Origin of the sequence: Paenibacillus tengchongensis (assembly GCF_008973665.1) — a bacterium.
GTDB lineage: Bacteria > Bacillota > Bacilli > Paenibacillales > Paenibacillaceae > Paenibacillus_AQ > Paenibacillus_AQ tengchongensis.
Genome location: NZ_WACP01000015.1, coordinates 78632 through 98970 on the forward strand (window position 1 = coordinate 78632; position 20339 = coordinate 98970).

The 20339-nt window shown below is 41.3% G+C and carries 5 protein-coding genes; all 5 read right to left on the minus strand.

Translation table 11 applies throughout. From position 1 onward, the window contains the following. Window positions 1-220 precede the first annotated feature (220 nt). Window positions 221-925, minus strand: coding sequence for an SDR family oxidoreductase (locus F1381_RS22420; protein ID WP_151737079.1), 705 nt, complete (start codon window positions 923-925; stop codon window positions 221-223). A 186-nt stretch (window positions 926-1111) separates the two neighbouring features. Next, entirely contained in the window at window positions 1112-2284 is a 1173-nt protein-coding gene (locus F1381_RS22425; protein ID WP_151737080.1) for a radical SAM protein, read from the minus strand. A 116-nt stretch (window positions 2285-2400) separates the two neighbouring features. After that, on the minus strand, window positions 2401-3726 hold the full coding sequence (locus F1381_RS22430; protein ID WP_151737081.1) for a serine hydrolase domain-containing protein: 1326 nt from the start codon (window positions 3724-3726) through the stop codon (window positions 2401-2403). A gap of 29 nt (window positions 3727-3755) precedes the next feature. Continuing rightward, window positions 3756-9506 (minus strand): non-ribosomal peptide synthetase, encoded by a 5751-nt coding sequence (locus F1381_RS22435; protein WP_187355522.1) that lies wholly within the window; start codon window positions 9504-9506, stop codon window positions 3756-3758. A 93-nt stretch (window positions 9507-9599) separates the two neighbouring features. Further along, a complete protein-coding gene (locus F1381_RS22440; protein WP_151737083.1) occupies window positions 9600-20339 on the minus strand; it encodes a non-ribosomal peptide synthetase in 10740 nt (3579 codons plus the stop codon).

Here is a 20339-nt window from a genome sequence, read left to right on the forward strand (position 1 = left end):
TTACGCTTTCTATTGTACACTTTCTGCAACAATATGTTGATCCTGTGGCACCCGGATTCCGGCTTGGACACTGTACTTAACTCCAATAAATAACCTCCGGCACCCGGAATGCCGGAGCTCCGCGCCGGAATAACGCAAAAAAAAGGGGGGCCGCCGGCCCCCCGTCTAAAACATTTTCTTCAATCTTCGCTTCATACAACCTGGACGCCAAGATTCCTTCTTACCAAGGCAGGCGGTCTTCCATATAAAAGAACCCGCCCGTAGGTCCGTCCGCCGGCAAAGTGGCATAATGGACCGCCGTCTTCGCGCCTTCCTCGGGTGAGAGCTCGGCCTTCTCGCCGCCCATCCGCGTCTTCACCAGACCGGGATGAACAGTATTCACCTTCAGCGGAGTTCCTTCATATTTCTGGGCCCAGTAGGCTGTGAGCATGTTCAGCCCGGCCTTGGATGCAGCATAGGCCGGAGTGGCGATGCGCCGGGCCAGCTCATTGCCGAGAATGTATCCGATGGAGCCGAGGGCACTGCTCTGGTTCACAATCCGCCCCGCCTCACTCTTAAGCAGCAGCGGCAGCAAGGCTTCCGTTATATGGTAGGGTGCAAACGTGTTAACCTCAAAAGTCTTCTCAAATGCTCCTTCGGTGTTGCCCGCCTCTGCCCAGATGCCGGCATTGTTCACCAGAATATCCAGTTTGCCATATTCGCCCGCAATCCGCTCCGCCAGCTTCGCAATGTGCCCGCTGTTCGTCACCTCAAGCTCCACACCGACTGCATCAATGCCTTGCTCCTTCAGCTTGAGCGCCGCTTCCTCGGCGTCAGCCAGTGTACGTGCTGATACCAGTACCGTTATCCCCTGCTCCCCCAGCTGTTTGGCCACTTCAAAGCCAATGCCTTTGCTTGCTCCTGTGACCAGTGCAATTGTACTCATGTTAATTCCCTCCTAATTGGGTGAATATGATCCGTTTCATTTGAGACCAATCATTCTAATAAGTCCGCAATAAATTATTTGCTGGTATTACTTTACCATATTGAGAACGATCAGTAAATAATTATTTTTACCGATCGTTCTCATAAGAATGAGTATACTTTTTGAAGATCCAAGGGGCTTTTAAATTTACTTAATCATAATGTCTTCTTTGGCAGCAGAATCTTCCTCCTGGGAGAATGCTCTTAACGATGCTTCCACTCGCTTGCTAATATCTGCATCCTTAACTTCTTCTTTTATTTTTCTTTCCCAACCCGCTTTGCAGGAGCATTCAATGGATTCAAACGCATAAATCTCTCCAAATGTATTGAACTTATCAATAGCTTCAAAGATTAATGGATCACATACATCACAGTTTGAAGTTCGATCGATCGCAGAAACCGAGTAATTAGGCGGGCTAATGTATAAAGGTGTTTTCAATTCCAGTAGCTGTCTTGCCTTAAGTATTTTAATCACCGACCAGAAGCTTATGGGCTTGTATTCTCCCCTCTTCCATAATTCATGAACCAGGGTATTCGCTTCAACTGTAGGCAGCTCCATATCAATTCTTTGAAACTTGAATTTTTCCAGGAAGACAAGGCTATCAATATAATCCTCAACTGCCTCTTTTTCGGTCAAGAATGGCGGTTTGATCATTAACAGAGGAATAATACTGATACCATGGCTGCGTGCACGGAAGCAATTTTCTTCAAATACAGCGTTGTCAAAATTTTTATTTATACACAGATCCCTAATCAATGGGTTCGCCGACTCAAAACCAACGGCTATCTCCAGTTCCTTATGGGTTGCCGCTCTAATCTTTGCCAGCTTCTGCCCCGATACATCCTCTACCCTGCCTTCGATTACGATCTTTTTCACTGTGTCCTGTTCACTAAGGATTTTGATAATTGCTATTAACCCGTCAATGCTTATTTCTTCTTCCCGCAGCATACTCCCGTCATTATACAGACAAATAATAGGATACTGATGAAAGTTCACCTTCGCATCCTCTATTACTTCTTTGATCTGGGAAATATAATCCTCATCCGCAATCTTCACTCCAAAATTAGTCGCATTATAAAATCCGCAGAATGTGCATCCCCCCGTTTCTTTAACAAGCGAGCAGCCTGTCCCTCTTAAAAAAACTACAAGTCTCTCCACATATGTATTATTTATGTATCCTTTCCGCACTTCTGTGAAAATCACTTTCTTTTGTTCGTTAATATCTCTCTTCGTTTCTCTTTTGGCAGTTTCTCTTAAATCCTTCAGTTTCGAACGCAGCTCAGCTCTTATTTCCTTATGTGCCGTATAGTTATACGTCAATTCATTCACTCTCCATTGTGGATTAATATATATAGTTACGCTCAGCCAAGGAAGGCTAAATACCCATCCAGAATCATCTGGATGGGTAGGAATAGAACATTTCTTATTGGTGTTTCTTATAGCTGATCCGCGTGCTGGAGTTTCACCAGTCTGTCATTCAGAGTTGAGGACTCAGGCCATATGTCTATCGCTATTTTGAGTAAGTCAACCGCCTGTTTATTTCTTTTTTCCTTGGACCACAGACTGGCAATATCATCAAATTCACCTTCGCGAATAATGTACTCCTCAATGGAATGCTGCTGTATTTCTTTGTACTTCATGAATGCGGCTTGAGGGCTATGATTGAGCATAGTTATGGCCAGTGAATGGGCAAGAGATTTCCGTACATCCGCCGGCTCTTCACCTAATACAATATCCAGAATACTTGTACAGATGCGCTCGGTCGCAACGTAATCCGAGTTAGTCATGATTACTACGGCTGCTCCCGCATCGGGGGCAATCATAAATTCAGCCCGGTATCCTGTATCACCGCCCAAATGTGACATTACTCTGTACCCCTTATACTCGCCTAAAAACCAGGACAATCCCATTTCTGTTGTATGACCGCCCCAGCCGGTACCAATTTCTTCTTGCCACAGAACTGAGTAACTGCCCGGAGCTAATATCTGTTGTCCTTCGAACTCGCCTTGATTGATATTGGCAATTGCGTAGTTACACATCTCCACCACATTGGAACATAATGTAGAGCTTGGACTATGGATGCGGTTGTAAGGATAAATCCGGCTAACCTTTGCGCCTGACTGCCCTTCCACATACAGCAAATGGGGACTGGTAAGTAACTCCTTTGAGACAGCTGGAACAAAAAAGTCACTTTCTTTCATGCCTATAACATTCAATATATTATCCTTCATGTACTGCTCAAAGGATATTCCCGAAACTTTGGCAATGATCTCCCCCAAAATTTCATACGCGGTATCGCTGTAAGAGAATGACTCCCCTGGTTTATGAAGCAACTTTTTATCCTTAAGTCCTGCTACATACTTTTCCAAGGCATCTTCTTCATATTGAGGTTTATCCCACTCCAGGTCCTTCTCATTGGGTATAGCCGACCTGTGACTTAATAAATGTCTTATGGTTATGTCCTTATATCTGTCGTCATGAAGCCGGAAATGGGGAAGCAGTTCAACCACAGGGGAATCTAAATGAATGCTCCCTTGTTCAACCAATTGCATGATTCCGGCTGCCACAAAAGTTTTGGATACAGATGCCATATGGAACAAGGAGTATTCGTCAAGAGGCTCCTTCGATTCCGCATTTTTCACACCAAATCCTTTGGTATAAATTATCTGATGATTACGTACGATTCCTACCGCTAATCCTGGAATAGACTCTTTACTCATATATTCATTTAGCAATTGGTCAACTTTTACTGCAATATCCATACGGACCTCCTGAGAGAATCTGACTTTGATTAATTTAAATAATTCTTAATGATCTCAGCAACTTTATCTACATTAGGCGGGGATAACACCGTATCATGATCTCCCGGCACTTCATGGAATTCCAAAGGCCCTTTCACCATTTTCATCCAAAGCTCCTCTTTTAATAAATCGTGGTTATTATCTTCTCCTTTAATTACAAGTGTAGGACTTTCAATGAATCCCAAACTATTGTAAACCGATTTAATGACTAACTCTCTTCCAAAATAATTACTCAAATTCTCAGTATGGTTTAACAATTCAATCTGTCGCTCTTTTGAAATCGGCTTAGCTTTGAACATTATTTTCGAGAATTTTTCCGTAGTATACATTTTATCCAGCTTCTTAAACCGGCGCCAAAGCTCAATGCCCCGCAAGATCAGACTATTCAAACGCACGAATGCCCTGCCCTTTTTGATAAAAGCTTCATGATCTAATTCAATGAGCGCCGCTACGCGGTCACCCTGCAGTTCAAATATATTTACAAGATCAAACGACACAATTCCGCCGATGCAATAACCTGCTATAATGTAGGGGCCTTCATTCTGAATTATCCGGATTTCCTTTATATAGTCATGGATCATCTCGTAATAGCTGTTCGGAAAAGGTTCCTCCCCGTTCAAGCCTTTGGGCTGAATACCGTACACACTATATTCCGCTTCCAACAGCTTCGCCAAATCCTTATAGATGAAAATATCCCCGCCTGCGCCGTGTACAATAAAGATGTTCTTTTGACTGCTGCTTTTGTTCATTTTGAATACATGTTTAAACAGATTGCCGTCCTTCTCTTGTTTGGCTATATAATCTGAGAGTTCAACAACTGTCCGATTGGCCATTAAGTCAGCAAATGTTATGTTCACGCCCAAAGCTTGATTTATTTGGTTGACGGCTTGGATCACATGAATCGAGCTTCCTCCCAGTTCAAAGAAATCATCCTGTATATAAATTTCTTCTAATCCTAATACTTCTCTCCATATTTCTACGATCGTATGGTCACGATAATTTTTGGGAGGTGTTTTGTTGCTTGTTTCATTGGTTACCTGAATGCTAAGGAGAGCATTACGGTCGGTCTTTCCGTTAGAAGTAAGCGGAATGGCATCAAGAACAATATACGAAGCAGGAATCATGTAATCTGGAAGCTTCTCCTTAAGGCTGGCCCTGACGTTTTGCACATCGGTATGGTTAAGTACTACGTAAGCGCATAAATATTGAGATTCAACATCGTCTCCTTTCACCATTACTACAGCCTCTTTTATGCCGGTCTGTTTATTGATTACACTTTCAATTTCGCCCAGTTCAATACGATGCCCTCTTATTTTTACTTGCTGGTCAATACGGCCTAAATAATCAATATTTCCGTCATCTCTCCATCTTCCCAGATCACCCGTCTTGTACAGACGTTCACTTCTATCCTTTACAAAAGGATTTACCAGAAATGCGTTTCTCGTCTTTTCTTCATTGTGTAAATATCCCCGGCCTACACCTGCTCCGGAAACAACAATTTCTCCTTTAACCCCGATCGGACATAAATTTAAATATGCATCAACAATATAAATATTGAGATTTTGCAGCGGCTTGCCTACAGGTACTCTTATATCATTTGGATAAGCCGGCATTATATAGTGTGTAATATCATCCGATGCTTCTGTTGGCCCATAGGCATTTACCAGTAGGGTATCTGAATATTTATCGAACCATCTCTTAACTAATTTCGGCTTTAATTCTTCTCCGGTAACGATTAAGTACTCTAAGTCCTCCAGCTTATCTTCTCTTTCCTCTAAATAATTGAGCACGACATTTAGATAGGAAGGGACTACTTCCAGAATCGTTACCTTATCCTCCATTACTCTTTTCACAAAGGCTTCGGTGTTTTTGACTAACTCGTTGGAATAAATGACTGTAGTTCCCCCACACAGTAACGCAGCGAAAAATTGCCAGACGGATATATCAAAACAATGAGAAGCGTTTTGAACAACGATACTGGCTTCAGATAATTTCAAGTCATTAATTTTTGCAAACAAATGATTAATCATCCCAATATGTTCAATCATGGCTCCCTTTGGTCTTCCGGTCGAACCTGATGTATAGATGACGTAACACATATCGGATGGGTTATTTATAAATTCAATGTTTTCCGTTGAATACCGATCAGACGCATTATTAAAATGATCCAGATCGATGATATGTTCGACATTCGTGCCGGAAGCAAGTTCATCATAAAATGACGCCGGATGATTAACCGTTTGCGATTTCGTCAATACAATGCCAGCGCCAGAATCAGCCAGCACGGTTCTTATCCGCTCCGAAGGATAATCGAGATCCATCGGAATATATGCTCCTCCAGCTTTCAGCACTCCAATGATGGAAACAAGCATATCTATTGACCTTTCTAACAAAATCCCTACAAGCTTATCCTTGCTGACCCCCTTCTCCCTTAACATATGTGCGATTTGATTAGACTTTTCATTCAGTTCCTTATACGTTAAACTTTGCTTCTCATAAATAACTGCGGTACGGTAAGGCGTCCGTTCTGTCTGTTCCTGTAAAAGCTCCTGCAATGTTTTCTGTTTGGGAAATTCAACAGCATTGTTGTTGAACTCATGTAATAACTTGTGCTTTTCCTTCTGCGACAATATATCAATCTCTCTTAGCCTTACACCTTTATCTTTAGTAATCGTGTGCAGGACGACTTGTAAGTGTTCCGTCATCCGTACTATGGTTTCTCTTTTAAATAATTTCGTAGAGTACTCCACATTGACGAGAATTTCCTCTTCCCCTTCAGTTGCCGAGAACTCCAGATCAAATTTAGCAACTCCGTTTTCCAGCCTGTACTCGGAGAATGTTAAATGCTCGAATGAATACCTCGCCAGGCCTGTATTTTGCATGGTAAACATAACGTCGAATAAAGGGTTTCGGCTCATGTCTCTTCTAACGTTCAGCCTATCTACTAAATCTTCGAATTGGAATTCCTGATTCTCATAGGCTAAGAATGAATTCTCTCTCACTTCCTCCAGAAACGCCTCATACACTTTTTCTCCTGCCGGCTGGCTTCTCATAGGGAGCGTATTAATAAATACTCCAATCATACTGTCTAATTCAGCATAGGGTCTTCCTGCTATAGGGCTTCCTATCACAATATCATCCTGCCCGCTGTATTTGGAGAGCAGGATATGCAGAGCAGATAAAAGCACCATATACATCGTGCTTCCCTTTTCTTTAGCCAATCTTCTCAACCCTAGCGTAAGTTCAGCATTCAATGTGAAGTTGTAAGACTTACCTTCGTAACTTTTAATTGAAGGCCTTATGTAATCCGTCGGAAGATCCAGAACCGGGATTTCTCCAGAAAATTTATTGAACCAGTATTCTTCTTTCTTTCTCATCTCAGCCGTTTTAAGGAAGGTATTTTGCCACTCCGAATAATCTTTATACTGGATCTTTAAATCATCCAATCCAATCCCTTCATATAAATTCGCAAAATCGCTAATCATTCTGCCTATGGATGTGGCGTCTGAGATAATATGATGGATATCAAAGAGAACTAAATGCTTGTTATCCTCAAGTTGCAGAATCCCCGCTCTTAATAAGGGCCCATTGCTTAAATTAAAAGGACGAACAAACCGGCTTGCAATTTCCTCTATTTCATGATCATTTTTTTCCAAGTACTCTATATGAAACTTAACTTCACCCGCTATTCTTTGTATGACTTTTTCCTGTACAACTTCAAAAGAAGTCCTCAAAGTCTCATGCCTGCGTATAAGCTCATTGAAGGCTCTTTCTACCCTTGACCGGTCAAGCTCTCCCTCAACAAACAGGAGATTAGGCATATTATAAGCTGTGGTTTCTGCATCAACCTGCTGCAATACATACATTCTCTTTTGGGCCGAGGATGCTTCATAATACGCTTGGTCCACCGCTTTTGGAATCCGGGTATAATTGCTTTTGGCAGCATTTTGAATAAAAACGGATTGTTTTCTGATTGTAGTGATGTCGAATAAGTCCCTCATAGAGATGTCAACATTAAACTCTTTATATATTTCAGCCATCAGACTGGCGGCTCTTAGGGAATGACCTCCCAATTCAAAAAAGTCGGCTTCAACGCTAATTTTCTCAATGGGAAATATGCCTGACCATATTCGGGCGAGCCGTTCTTCCGTCTCATTACACGGCTTAACATATTGCTCATTGTTGTCGGCAACAATATTCATTAACTCCAATTTTTTTCTGTCCGTCTTCCCGTTTGGATTTAACGGAATATGATCCATTTGTACAAAGCTAGAGGGCATCATGCCTTCCGGTAACTTTTTTGATAAATATTGTTTTATTTCCGAAGCACTTAACGTTTCTTTAGACACAAAAAAAGCAGTTAAGTATTTATTGCTGTCCGGGTCCATCCGCACAATAACAACTGCTTCATTGATTTGAGGATGCTGCAGCAGACAGTTCTCAATCTCCCCCAGTTCTATTCGCATACCTCGAATCTTAACTTGATGATCTGCCCGGCCTAATACTTCTATATTGTCATCAGCGAGCCTTCTTCCCAGATCTCCGGTGTTATAGATGAAATCATTCGTATGGTCTGAGAAAGGATTTTGAATAAACAGCTTTTGAGTTAACTCTTTATCATTACAATATCCTGAAGTCATGAATGGAGTTCTGATATAAATCTTTCCCACTATTCCTTTGCCGCATTTCTGCATTTCTTCATTCAGTATGTAAGCCTGGGCGAGATCTATGGGTTTACCGACAGGAATGATGGTACGGTTGATATCATCCGCTTTGATTTTGTAGAACATTTTGGCCAAAGTTGTCTCGGTGGGACCATATAGATTCACGAGCTGTACTCTCGTCCCAATGATTTCGATAAATCGCTTTATATCATTGCCTCTTAGCAGTTCACCTGCCAAAAGAATATGCTTTAACTTCCCGAATCTCCCCGAATGTTCGATTTGAGCTGTGATTGCTTTGAATAAGGAAGGTACGGTATGAATAAGAGTAATTTCTTTATCCTCAATCCAGTTCATTAATTTCACAGGATTCAGAATGATATCTTTACTCTCGGGAATACAAAGCGTGCCTCCTGCGCATAACGGTACTAATACATCCCTAAGGAAGGGATCAAAAGATACAGGGGTAAGTTGACTTACTCTGGAATTCTCATCCACTCCCATTTCTTTCATTTCCCAATCGATAAAGTGCATTAAGCTATCCTGTCTTCCCAGTACGCATTTGGGTTTACCTGTTGAACCTGATGTAAAGTAGATATAGCAATGTCTATTTAGAGCATATTTATCCGAAATATCCGATTCGCCTCTGTAATTCTCAATGGAATCCACTGAGTCGACCAACAAACAATTCATATTGTCCTTTACCTTATTTTTGATATCTGTAATTTTGTTCAATAAGGATGGACTGGTAATTATCCACTCAGCTTCAACTTCACCAAGCATATTGGCAATTCTTTCTTCAGATGCGGAAGGATCAATAGGTATGAAAATCCCCCCGGATTTGAAAATTCCGATTAGTGCTTTAATTAAAGCAACCCCGCTATCCAGGAAAACATAAACATGCTTCATTTCGTTATAATTGTCCATCAAGAAATGGGCGATTTTATTAGTAGCGTTCTCCAGTTGTTGATAGGTAATCTCCTCATTCGCACATTCTATTGCAACTTTGTTAGGAGTGCTTCTTGCAAAACTTCGAATCCTCTCAACGATTGTTTGTTTATTTGTTTGTAATAAACTCATTCCCCATCCTCCTAGTTTCATTGCTCCATAAAAATAGAGACACGCATTTCAATATGAAATGTGTGTCTCTCAGTCCAGTAATGGATGAAATATTTATGCAAAAATATCTGTAGTATTAAAGTACTCTTCCATCATCAAGTCCTCTTCCTCAGCGTCCTCCATAATATTGCTGAATTCGATTTCTTTGATGACCACTTCGGAATCGCCCAGAACCAGATCAGAAATATACAGAAATGATTGGCCGATCCTTTGAATAATATAGTCTTCGATCAGGGAGCTGTTGTAAATCATATTAAGCGATACATCATCCCTGTTCTCATTTACATAAAATGTAACATCATATTTGGGCGTTATCTTGTCTGTGTTATACGGTGTAAACGTGACATCCTCAAGATTACCGCTGTTCATCTCAGAATCAGTATCTTGATACGGCATGTAATTTAGCATAATAGAGAATAAGGAGCTTTGGTTCCAGCCCTCTTTATCCACCAACATACTATGCAGTTCTTCATAAGGATAATCTTGATGCTTCATTGCCTCAATTATTGTGTCATTTACGTTACCTAAGTATTGGGCGAACGTGTGCTCCTTATCAATTTGAGTTCGCAGGAGGATCACATTCAAGAATACACCGATTACATTTTGCAGCTGATCATGGTTTCTTCCTGCTACCGGCGTTCCGATTACAATGTCCTCTTTGCCCAACTCATTCATGAGAATAAGGTTCAAGATTGAAGCGAAGTAGGTGAATTTCGTTATTGAATGTTCCTTGCAGAACCTTCCGATTCTCAAACAACGTTCATTGTCGAACAGAATTTCTACATTCGCCCCCTCAACTTTATCCCTATTTATATCATATCTTTTAGGAAAACCCGTGTAACTTAAATCTGTGGTCTGCTTGCTCCAGTAATTCTCCAAATCTTTCATGTAGCTTGAATTTAGATAGTCTCTCTGCCAGGCACAATAATCCTTATACTGAATCTCAAGCTCATCCAATGTCTGATCATTATACAATTTCATAAGCTCCTGGATAAATATATCCATAGACACACCATCTGAAATAATATGATGCATATCCATCATTAAATAGTGGGTTCCTTGTTCCATTCTTACATAATTTACTCTCAACAATGGAGGCCGGCTCAAGTCAAAAGGTACTATTAGATCAGAGATTACTTCTTCCACGTTTGTGCCCGATACATTAGCGAGGTTTAGCTTAAAATCGACTTCTTTATTTATCTTTTGCACAGGCTCACCATTTACAATGTCAAAGGAAGTCCGAAATACATCGTGTCTTTGAATAAGCTTATTAACGGCATGTTCCAGCTTTACGGTATCAAGCACTCCTTCTACACTGGCTATCGTTGGCATGTTATAGCTCACATCATTCGGCTTAAGCTGATTCACAATAAACAGTCTGTTTTGAGCTCTGGATAAAGGATAGTAATCTTGTTCAGCAACGGCAGGAATGATGGCGTAATTCTGCAGCTCGGTATGAGCAATATAACTGCTGAGTTCCTTAATCGTTGCAGATTTAAATATCTCTACCAGCGGGATCAAAACATTAAAGGCTTTGTGTATTTTTGCAGCCATAATCGTTGCCTTTAGCGAATGACCTCCAAGATCAAAGAAATTCTGATTCATCCCTACCTGTTCTAAGCCCAGTACTTCCTTCCAAATCTCCGCCAGCCTCGTCTCCCTCTCATTTCCAGGCTCATCAAGCTCTGAAGCTGCCGCATTCTGCTCTGTGGGTTCAGGCAATGATTTTCTGTCGACTTTTCCATTCGAAGTCAGAGGCATTTTATCGATCTGCATAAAAGAGGACGGAATCATATACTCCGGAAGCTTCTGAAACAGGCTTCTTCTTATTTCATTTACACATAATTTGTGGTCAGATGTGATATAGGCACATAAGTACTTCTCCCCGTACCTATTTTTTCTATCCACAACAATTGCTTCTCTGATGGATTCATGACGCAATAATTGGCGTTCGACCTCCCCCAGTTCTATCCGGATCCCTCGAATTTTGACCTGGTTATCGATTCTTCCCAAGAACTCAAGTACCCCATTCGGTGTCCATCTTCCCAGATCCCCCGTTTTATACAATCTGCCTCCGGGAATAAAGGGATTATCGACGAATTTTTCCAAGGTAAGCTCCGGTCTGTTCAAATACCCTCTGGCTACCCCATCTCCTCCAATATACATTTCACCCGGCATGCCCATAGGCTGTAATTGCCCCGACATGCTCATGATGTACACTTGTGAATTCTCCACCGGCCTTCCGATTACATCGGTCTCATCGCAGGTGGTGATGATGGTATCCACCGTGGTTTCTGTGGGTCCATAATGGTTGTGCAGTGTATACCCCTTAGAAATGACTTCATTCTTCAGAGAGTTCTCCAGTACATCTCCGCCAGATATGAGTACCGTGAGCGTTTCCATAACCTCGTTGCCCAACAGCAAATCATTAATAATTGCAGGTACGAATTGGACAGAATTTATTTGGTGTATATCCACGTATTCCCTAAATCTACTCTTTTCAAATATGGTTTCCTTCCGGGGAATAAAGATGGTTCCGCCATTTAAAAGAACGACTAAGGTCTCCAGGACTGCCACATCAAACGCCAGGTTTGTGATTTGAAGTGTGTTTTTGTTGGCCCGCACATCATACTTGTTATCATACCAGTTACTTACATGAATCGCGTTTTTATGCTCAATCATAACTCCCTTGGGAGTTCCCGTGGAGCCCGATGTGTAGATAACATAAGCTAAATCATTCACCTGGTTGATATTCCTTAAATTCTCAGTCTGTTGTTCATACACTTGTTCGTCTTCTACAACTACTGCGTGACAATCATAGGGTTTTTTATCCATAAACTTGCTCTGCAGGATAAGGATTTGCGTCTTGCTGTCTCCAATCATGTAGTTTATCCGCTCTGCCGGAATATCCGGATCGATTGGCAAATACGCTCCTCCTGCTTTCAGTACCCCCATAATTGCGATTATCATATCTATAGAACGTTCCAGCATAATTCCAACAATACTTTCTGCCTTAACTCCCTTTTGCCTTAGTGTCCGGGCTAATTGGTTTGACTTTTTATTTAACTGTCTGTAAGTTAACCGCTTATCTTCAAACACTACTGCAACCTCATCCGGAGTTTTTTCCACTTGCTCTTCAAACCGTTCATGGATGGTCTTTGCTCTGTCATATGTGGTATACGTATCATTAAAGCCGTAAACCAGCATTTGTTTCTCTTCTGCAGTAAGCATATCAATTTCATCCAGCTTGATATTTTTATTCTCCGCTACTGTTTCAAGAATCCGGCAGAAATGCCCAATCATCCTTTCAATCGTTCCTCTTTTGAACAGCTTGGTACAGTATTCCAAATAAAGAATAAGCTCTTCCTCTGTCTCCTTTACCGTGCACGTCAAGTCAAATTTCGCCACATTGAACTCATGCGAATATTCTTTGAACTGCAGATCTGCAGCCTCGGCTTCTTCGCTATCCATATGCTCTACTGCAAACATCACATCAAACAATGGATTTCTGCTTACATCTCTCCTTAGATTTAATTTATCTACTAATGCCTCGAATTGATAATCCTGATTTTCATATGCTTTGAGCGCATTTTGTTTTACATCCTCCACAAATTGCTTATAGGATTTACTCCCTTCCGGCTGATTCCGTATCACAAGGGTGTTTACAAACATCCCGATTATCGGCTGGAGATCTGCATGGGGACGTCCTGCTATCGGACTCCCGACAATGATATCCTCCTGTTCACTGTATTTAGAGAGCAGTATGTTGAATCCAGCCAATAGGACCATGTACATCGTACTTCCGGTTTCCTTGGCTAATCCCTTTAATTTAGCTGTTAATTCTTTATTAAGCGAGTAAATAACCCGCTCGCCTTCAAAGCTTTGGATCGCCGGCCGTACAAAGTCTGTGGGCAGATTCAATAAAGGAATCTCACCCGATAAAGTATCGAGCCAATATTTTTCTTGATGCATTAGTTTTTCTGTTCTTAATAACTTGTTCTGCCACTCCGCATAATCTTTATACTGGATGCGCAGCTCCTCTAATACCTTTCCTTCATAAAGTTTTGAGAATTCGCTTACTAAAATCCCCATAGATAAACCATCCGAAATAATATGGTGCATATCGAACATTAATATATGATTATTTTCCTTAAGCGTACATACTTTTACTCTGAGCAAGGGTGCCTTGGCTAAGTCAAAGGGTTTGACGAAATGATTAATCAGCTCATTTGCATCTACATTAGTCTGATTAACAAAATCACTATGCTCAACATTGAAATCCACTTCTTGATTCACAATTTGCATAACTTGCTCACCAATGGTAGTAAACGATGTTCTGAGCGTGTCATGCCGCATGATTAATTGATTAAAAACCCATTCAAGCTTCTCTATATCGAGACGCCCGTCAATTTCCATAACACCCGGCATATTATAGCCCGTACTCTGCAGTTCAAGTTGCTGTAACAGGTACATCCGCTTTTGTGCAGAGGATGCCTCATAACAGGCTTTATCCTCAACGGGGAGTATAGCCTCGAAGATTTGCTTTTCGGCACTGGCTATATATTCACTAATCGCTTTTATGTTAGGAGCTTTGAATAATTCTTTCAGAGGCACCTGCACATTCAACTTCTCGTGAATTTTTGATACCAGCATGGTCGCCTTAAGCGAATGCCCTCCGAGTTCAAAAAAATTATCATTGATTCCTATATCTTCTACGTCTAATACTGTGGACCAAATCTGATGTAAGGCTTGTTCCACGTCATTTCTTGGCGCTTCATATTCCATTCCTGTATTTATCCTCTTGTCCGGTTCAGGAAGCATTCTTAGATCAATCTTTCCATTTGGAGTTAGCGGCAGCTTCTCCATCCGAACAAAATAGGAGGGTATCATATGTTCCGGCAGCTTACCGGAAAGATGTTCTCTCAACTCTTGGACCGCAACCTCTTTGGTCAGTACTACAAATGCGCACAGATATTTAGATCCATTCTTATCCTCTTTATCTGTTACAACCGTTTCTGTTACTGCCTCATGGCTCAATAACCAGCTTTCAATTTCACCTGGTTCTATTCTGAAGCCGCGTATTTTCACCTGAAAATCGCTTCTTCCCAGATACTCAATATTCCCATCAGGAAGCCATCTTACCAGATCGCCGGTTCGGTAAACGGTCTGTCCGCCGGTTCCTTGCAACTGTAACTGAACGAACTTTTCTGCCGTCAGTCCGGCTTTGTTAAAGTATCCTGCCGACACCCCGATTCCGCCGATATACAGCTCCCCCACTGTTCCTACAGGTACGAGCTGCTTGTTGTGATCCAGTATATACGTTTGGGTATTGTGAATCGGCTTGCCAATAGGTACAGTTGTCATTTGATCTATAGCTTCATTGTCTATCGTATATGATGTTGCAATATCGGTGCACTCGGTAGGGCCATACGTGTTAATAATCCGGGAATGGCATTTCCCGGATTTCACCCAAGGAACGAGTAAGGCAGGCTTTATCGGCTCGCCCCCCAGGTATACACATCGCAGACTCTCAAGCGCTGTAAATTTCTTATCGAATTCCAGCAGAGGGTGAAAGGCACTGGGCGTGCAGTTAACAATCGTTATCCGCTGTTCCTTCATCGTCAGAAGCATCTGATTGTAGTCGTACATACCTGGAGTAAACAGACATAGCCTTCCGCCTTTAACCAAGCTGGCGTAGAGATTTTTCTGCGCCAGATCAAAGCTAACCGGGGCGATCAGCAGAATATTGTCATTGGCAGTAATAGTGAACTCGCTTGTAAACCAGTTGATCAGGTTCGTGAATGCGTCCGCTCTTACCATTACCCCTTTCGGGTTTCCTGTGGAGCCCGAAGTGTACAGGAGGTACATTAACCGGGATGGCTCATACGTTATAACCGGATTTTCTTCACTGAGATCTTCGCGCACTAACAAATCCTCAATGGCTACAAGTTCTTTTTCATCTTGTCTTATTTTTTCTTTTAATTTCCTCTGCGTAAGCAGAATCGCAGCCTTCGAGTCATCCAGAATATACTGTATCCGTTCTTCCGGGTAATCGGGATCAACTGGAACGTAGGCTGCTCCCGCCTTTAAAATCCCGTAGATTCCTATCATCATTTCGAAGGAACGCTGAGCCATAATGCCGATGATGTCATTCTCTCCGATTCCATTTAACTTCAGGTAGGATGCTACTTTATTAGCCTGCCGGTTCAACTCCCGGTAAGACAGGGTCTGATGTTCAAACACCAAGGCTACCTGTTCAGGTGTCTTCTCCGCTTGCTTCTCGAACATTTGATATACGGTCTGATGATTATGATGATTTACGGCGGTATGGTTGAACTCCGACGTAAGCTGATGCTTTTCCTCTCCCGAGAGAATATCAAGCTCTTTCAACTGGATTCCGGCATCTTCTGATATATGCTCCAGGAGGTGGCTGAAATGTCCGGTTAACCGCTCTATCGTGGCAAGCTTAAACAATGCAGGTGAATACTCCAGAGTGAATGTGATTTTTCCAGCCGTTTCCTGGGCGTATAATGTTAAGTCAAACTTGGATGCTCCACTATCAAGAGGATAAGGTTTAAAACGTAATCCCTCCAGCTCCAGCTGTCTGCTATCCGCATTTTGCAGCACAAACATGGCATCAAATAGCGGATTACGGCTCATGTCCCTTGGTAAGTCTAACTTTTCCACGAGTTGTTCAAATGGATAGTCCTGGTTCTCGTAAGCTTTGAGTGTGTTTTGTTTAACCTCCTGCAAGAACGTTTGGAACGTTTTGTCCCCTCCAGGATAATTCCTCATAGCCAGCGTGTTCACAAACATTCCTACAATACCTTGCAGGTCAGCATGGGGTCTGCCAGCAATCGGTGAGCCTACGATAATGTCCTCTTGCCCCGTATATTTGGATAGCAGTGCATTGAACCCGGCGAGCAATACCATATAAAGGGTAGAGCCTGACTCTTGGGCCAGCATATTTAACCGTGTTGTCAGTTCCGCGCCAGCCTCAAATTGAACGCTGCGTCCTTCAAAACTCTGCATGGACGGGCGAGGGTAATCGGTAGGCATGTCAAGTACAGGGACCTCGCCTGCAAATGCACTTAACCAATACTGCTCCTGCTTCTTTACCGCTTCACTTGCTAATAACGCATTTTGCCATCCTGCATAATCCTTGTATTGAAATTGGAGCGGTTCCAGTGAAGTCCCCTCGTACAGCTTAATGAAATCGTTAATTATTATATTCATTGATACACCATCACTAATAATATGGTGTATATCAAACAGCAATATATACTTTTCTGCTTCAGTTTCTTTAAGCCCGATTCTTAATAGAGGCGCCGAACTAAGGTCAAAGGGCTGTATAAACTTTGCCAGTTCGTCCTCAATTGTTAATTCAGAGTTCGCCACATATTGCACCTGGAAATCAACTTGCTGCTCAACCCTTTGACTAATTTTATCGTCCGCTATGTTAAAGGATGTTCTTAAAACCTCATGCCGCTGTATTAATTCCTGCGAAGCCTTTTCTAATCTTGCTCTATCCAGCTTGCCTTCAACGATCATAACACCCGGGATGTTGTATCTTACGCTTTCAGCATCAAACATTTGCAGGATATACATTCTTTTTTGCGCGGAAGATACTTCATAGTATTCTGCTTCATCTACTTGAATGAGACCCTGAAATGTTTTCTTTTCCGTTCTTGCTATATACTCCCGCAGCCCCTTTATGGTCGGAGATTTAAATACTTCCTTCAGTGGTATTTCAACATCCAGACTCTTATGAATCTTCGACACCAAGCGAGTAGCCTTTAATGAATGCCCGCCCAACTCGAAAAAATTATGATGGATGCCAACACTATCTACAGATAAAATTTCTCTCCACAGGTTTACAAGTACTTCTTCTATGCCATCTCTTGGGGCTTCATAGTCGCTGTTAATCCCCATGTTTCCAATGGGGTCGGGAAGGGCCTTAATATCAATTTTCCCGTTATGACTTAGGGGCATATTCTCCAATTTTACAAAACAGGACGGTATCATATATTCCGGCAGTACTTCCAACAGGTAGGACCTTAATTGTGAAGCGTTTACATCATCAGAAACTACAATATACGCACATAATGATGCGGTACCAGCTTTATCATTTTTCACTAATACCACTGCTTCTTTTACGGATGAATGCAATGTAAGCTTACTCTCAACTTCACCTAATTCAATTCTGTACCCTCTATGTTTAACTTGATGATCCATTCTTCCGATGTACTCTATGTTGCCATCGTCGAGCATTCTTGCGTAATCCCCTGTTTTGTACATGAGAGATGAAGCAATAAAGGGGTTGCTTATGAATTTTTCCGCAGTAAGTTCCGGTTTGCCCAAATACCCTCTTGCTACTCCATCACCGGATATGTATATTTCCCCTATGACTCCCGCTGCGACTGGCTGCAAATATTGGTTCAACACATAAATTTGAGTATTGTCTGCCGGGACCCCGATTGGTACGGAATCATTAGTATCCTGCAAGGGATCATATTTGTAGATCATACACCCTACCGTTGTCTCTGTAGGACCATATTCGTTGAATATTTCGATATCCCCGCCAAAATTCTTATGCACCTTTCTTGCTGTATCGGTCTTTAACAGCTCCCCACCGACAATTAACTTTTTCAACCGGGATTTCTTCATATCCATGTCTTCCATTATCTTCAAATGCGTTGGTGTTAATTTCATCACTTCTGTTTTGTTATCGTTAATTATTTTTTCAAGCAACAAGACTTTTTCATTCCCGCTGTAAATAATAATCTGATTTCCCGCTATTAATGGCGTATAAATGGAGGTGATGGTTAGATCAAATGAGATTGATGAGTATAATGAAAAATTAAGCCTTTCACCATTCACATACTCTTTCTGGGCCCAGGTTATATAGTTCACTAATCCCTGATGAGTGACCATAACACCTTTAGGTTTCCCCGTAGAACCAGATGTATAAATAATATAGGCCACATCGTTGCTGCTGCAATTTTTATCTAAATTCCCTCCATTTTGCTCGTATAAGTCATTATGGCTGACATCAAGAATCTCACCATGAAAGCTTACTTGCTTGTGTAACCCCTCGTAAGTGATTAACAATCCTGTACCACTGTCATGAAGCATGTATTCAATTCTCTCCACCGGATACTCAGGATCTATGGGAAGGAAGGTCCCCCCTGCTTTTAATATTGCCATCATGCATATTACAGTTTCCGGACGGTTCTCCATCATGATTCCCACAACGGTTCCTGTCTGAACACCTTTGTTTCTCAGCCTTCTCGCTAATTGATTGGATTTTTCATTCAACTTTTTGTAAGACAAAAGTTCCTCTTCAAATACTACAGCCACATCATCTGGTGTGCGTTCTGCCTGCTCCTCAAACAGCTCAAATATAGCCTTTTCCTTGGGATATTCTGACCGGGTATCATTAAAATCATATAAGATCTGCTGCCTTTCCCCGTCCGTAAGCATTCTGATATCTTTTATGCACTGGTTTGCTGTGCCGGATATTGCATCTAATATATTTTCAAAATAGGAGCCAAGCTTTGCCACCATTTTGTCGTTGATTACAGCGTCGTTGTAGCTAAAATGCAGGCTTATATTTTCGTGATGTATAATGGATAAAGTAATATTATAGTTGGTTTCTTCAACCATGGAATAGTTCTCGATAGTTAAGTGGTCATCGCTATTCCGATCTAATTTAATGGGATAGTTCTCCACGACAACAATGGAATTAAATAAATCTTCAAGCTGATTCAGATTACTGCTTGCTTTAATTTCGGTTAGTGGGGTATTTTCATACCCGTCTCTATGTTTTAAGGAATGGTCTATTTTCATGAGGAGATCAACGATTTTCTCTTGAATATTTATCTTCACTCTCAGCGGTATAGTATTAATACACATGCCCACCATGGTTTCAATATTTTTCATATTAACATTTCTTCCAGATACAACCGTTCCAAATAAAATATCATCTTCATTATTAAGGGTCTGAAGCATTATTGCCCATGTAGAATATAGAATTGATGCAGTGGTTACTTTGTATTGCTTGGAGCATTCCTTTATTTTGTTGCTTATTTCGGCTGAAATGGTATATTCACTTTTTTTAATGATTGATTTTCCTGTTGTATTTCTGAAATAATCATTCCCCGGTTCAAAGCCATGCAAGTATTCATTCCAGAATGCCCTGCTTTTTGTGGGGTCCAGCTGTTTCATCTCGGCAATAAAGCTTTTAAATTTGTTTTTTTGTATCTTTGATGGTACGCTGCCCTGTTTATAGTTATTGTAAGCCTGCAATAATTCTTCCAGGATTATGGCATTACTCCAGCCATCATATAAAATATGATGGTTACTGATGATCATTTCGTATCTGGATTCGGCCAACTTACACAAGGAAACCCTTAAGGATTCCTTCGTTATATCTATTCTGTTCCTTAAATCCGATTCTTTTAGTTTACTTAGCTCCAGTTGCTTTGTATTCTCCGCAAGTAAGGAAAAATCATAATAATTCATATTTACTTTATGAGACTTTAGAATAATCTGCACAGGATTTTCAATATTTCTCCATCTGTATACTGTCCTGAGCATTTCATTCGATTCGATAACAAAATCCCATGATTTCTGCATTACTTCTATATCCACATCACCCGTCAATGTTAAGCTTAACTGCTCATGATATAATCTGCTCTCCGGTTCATGGATGTAGTGAAACAATATTCCTTCCTGCGTACTGGTTAAGCCGATTATATCCTCAATATTATTTTTATCTAATTTAATATCCAT

Coding starts and splice junctions, on each gene's coding strand:
- F1381_RS22420 (WP_151737079.1), bottom strand. CDS start 925: ATGAGTACAATTGCACTGGTCACAGGAGCAAGCAAAGGCATTGGCTTT.
- F1381_RS22430 (WP_151737081.1), bottom strand. CDS start 3,726: ATGGATATTGCAGTAAAAGTTGACCAATTGCTAAATGAATATATGAGT.
- F1381_RS22435 (WP_187355522.1), bottom strand. CDS start 9,506: ATGAGTTTATTACAAACAAATAAACAAACAATCGTTGAGAGGATTCGA.
- F1381_RS22440 (WP_151737083.1), bottom strand. CDS start 20,339: ATGGATATTAAATTAGATAAAAATAATATTGAGGATATAATCGGCTTA.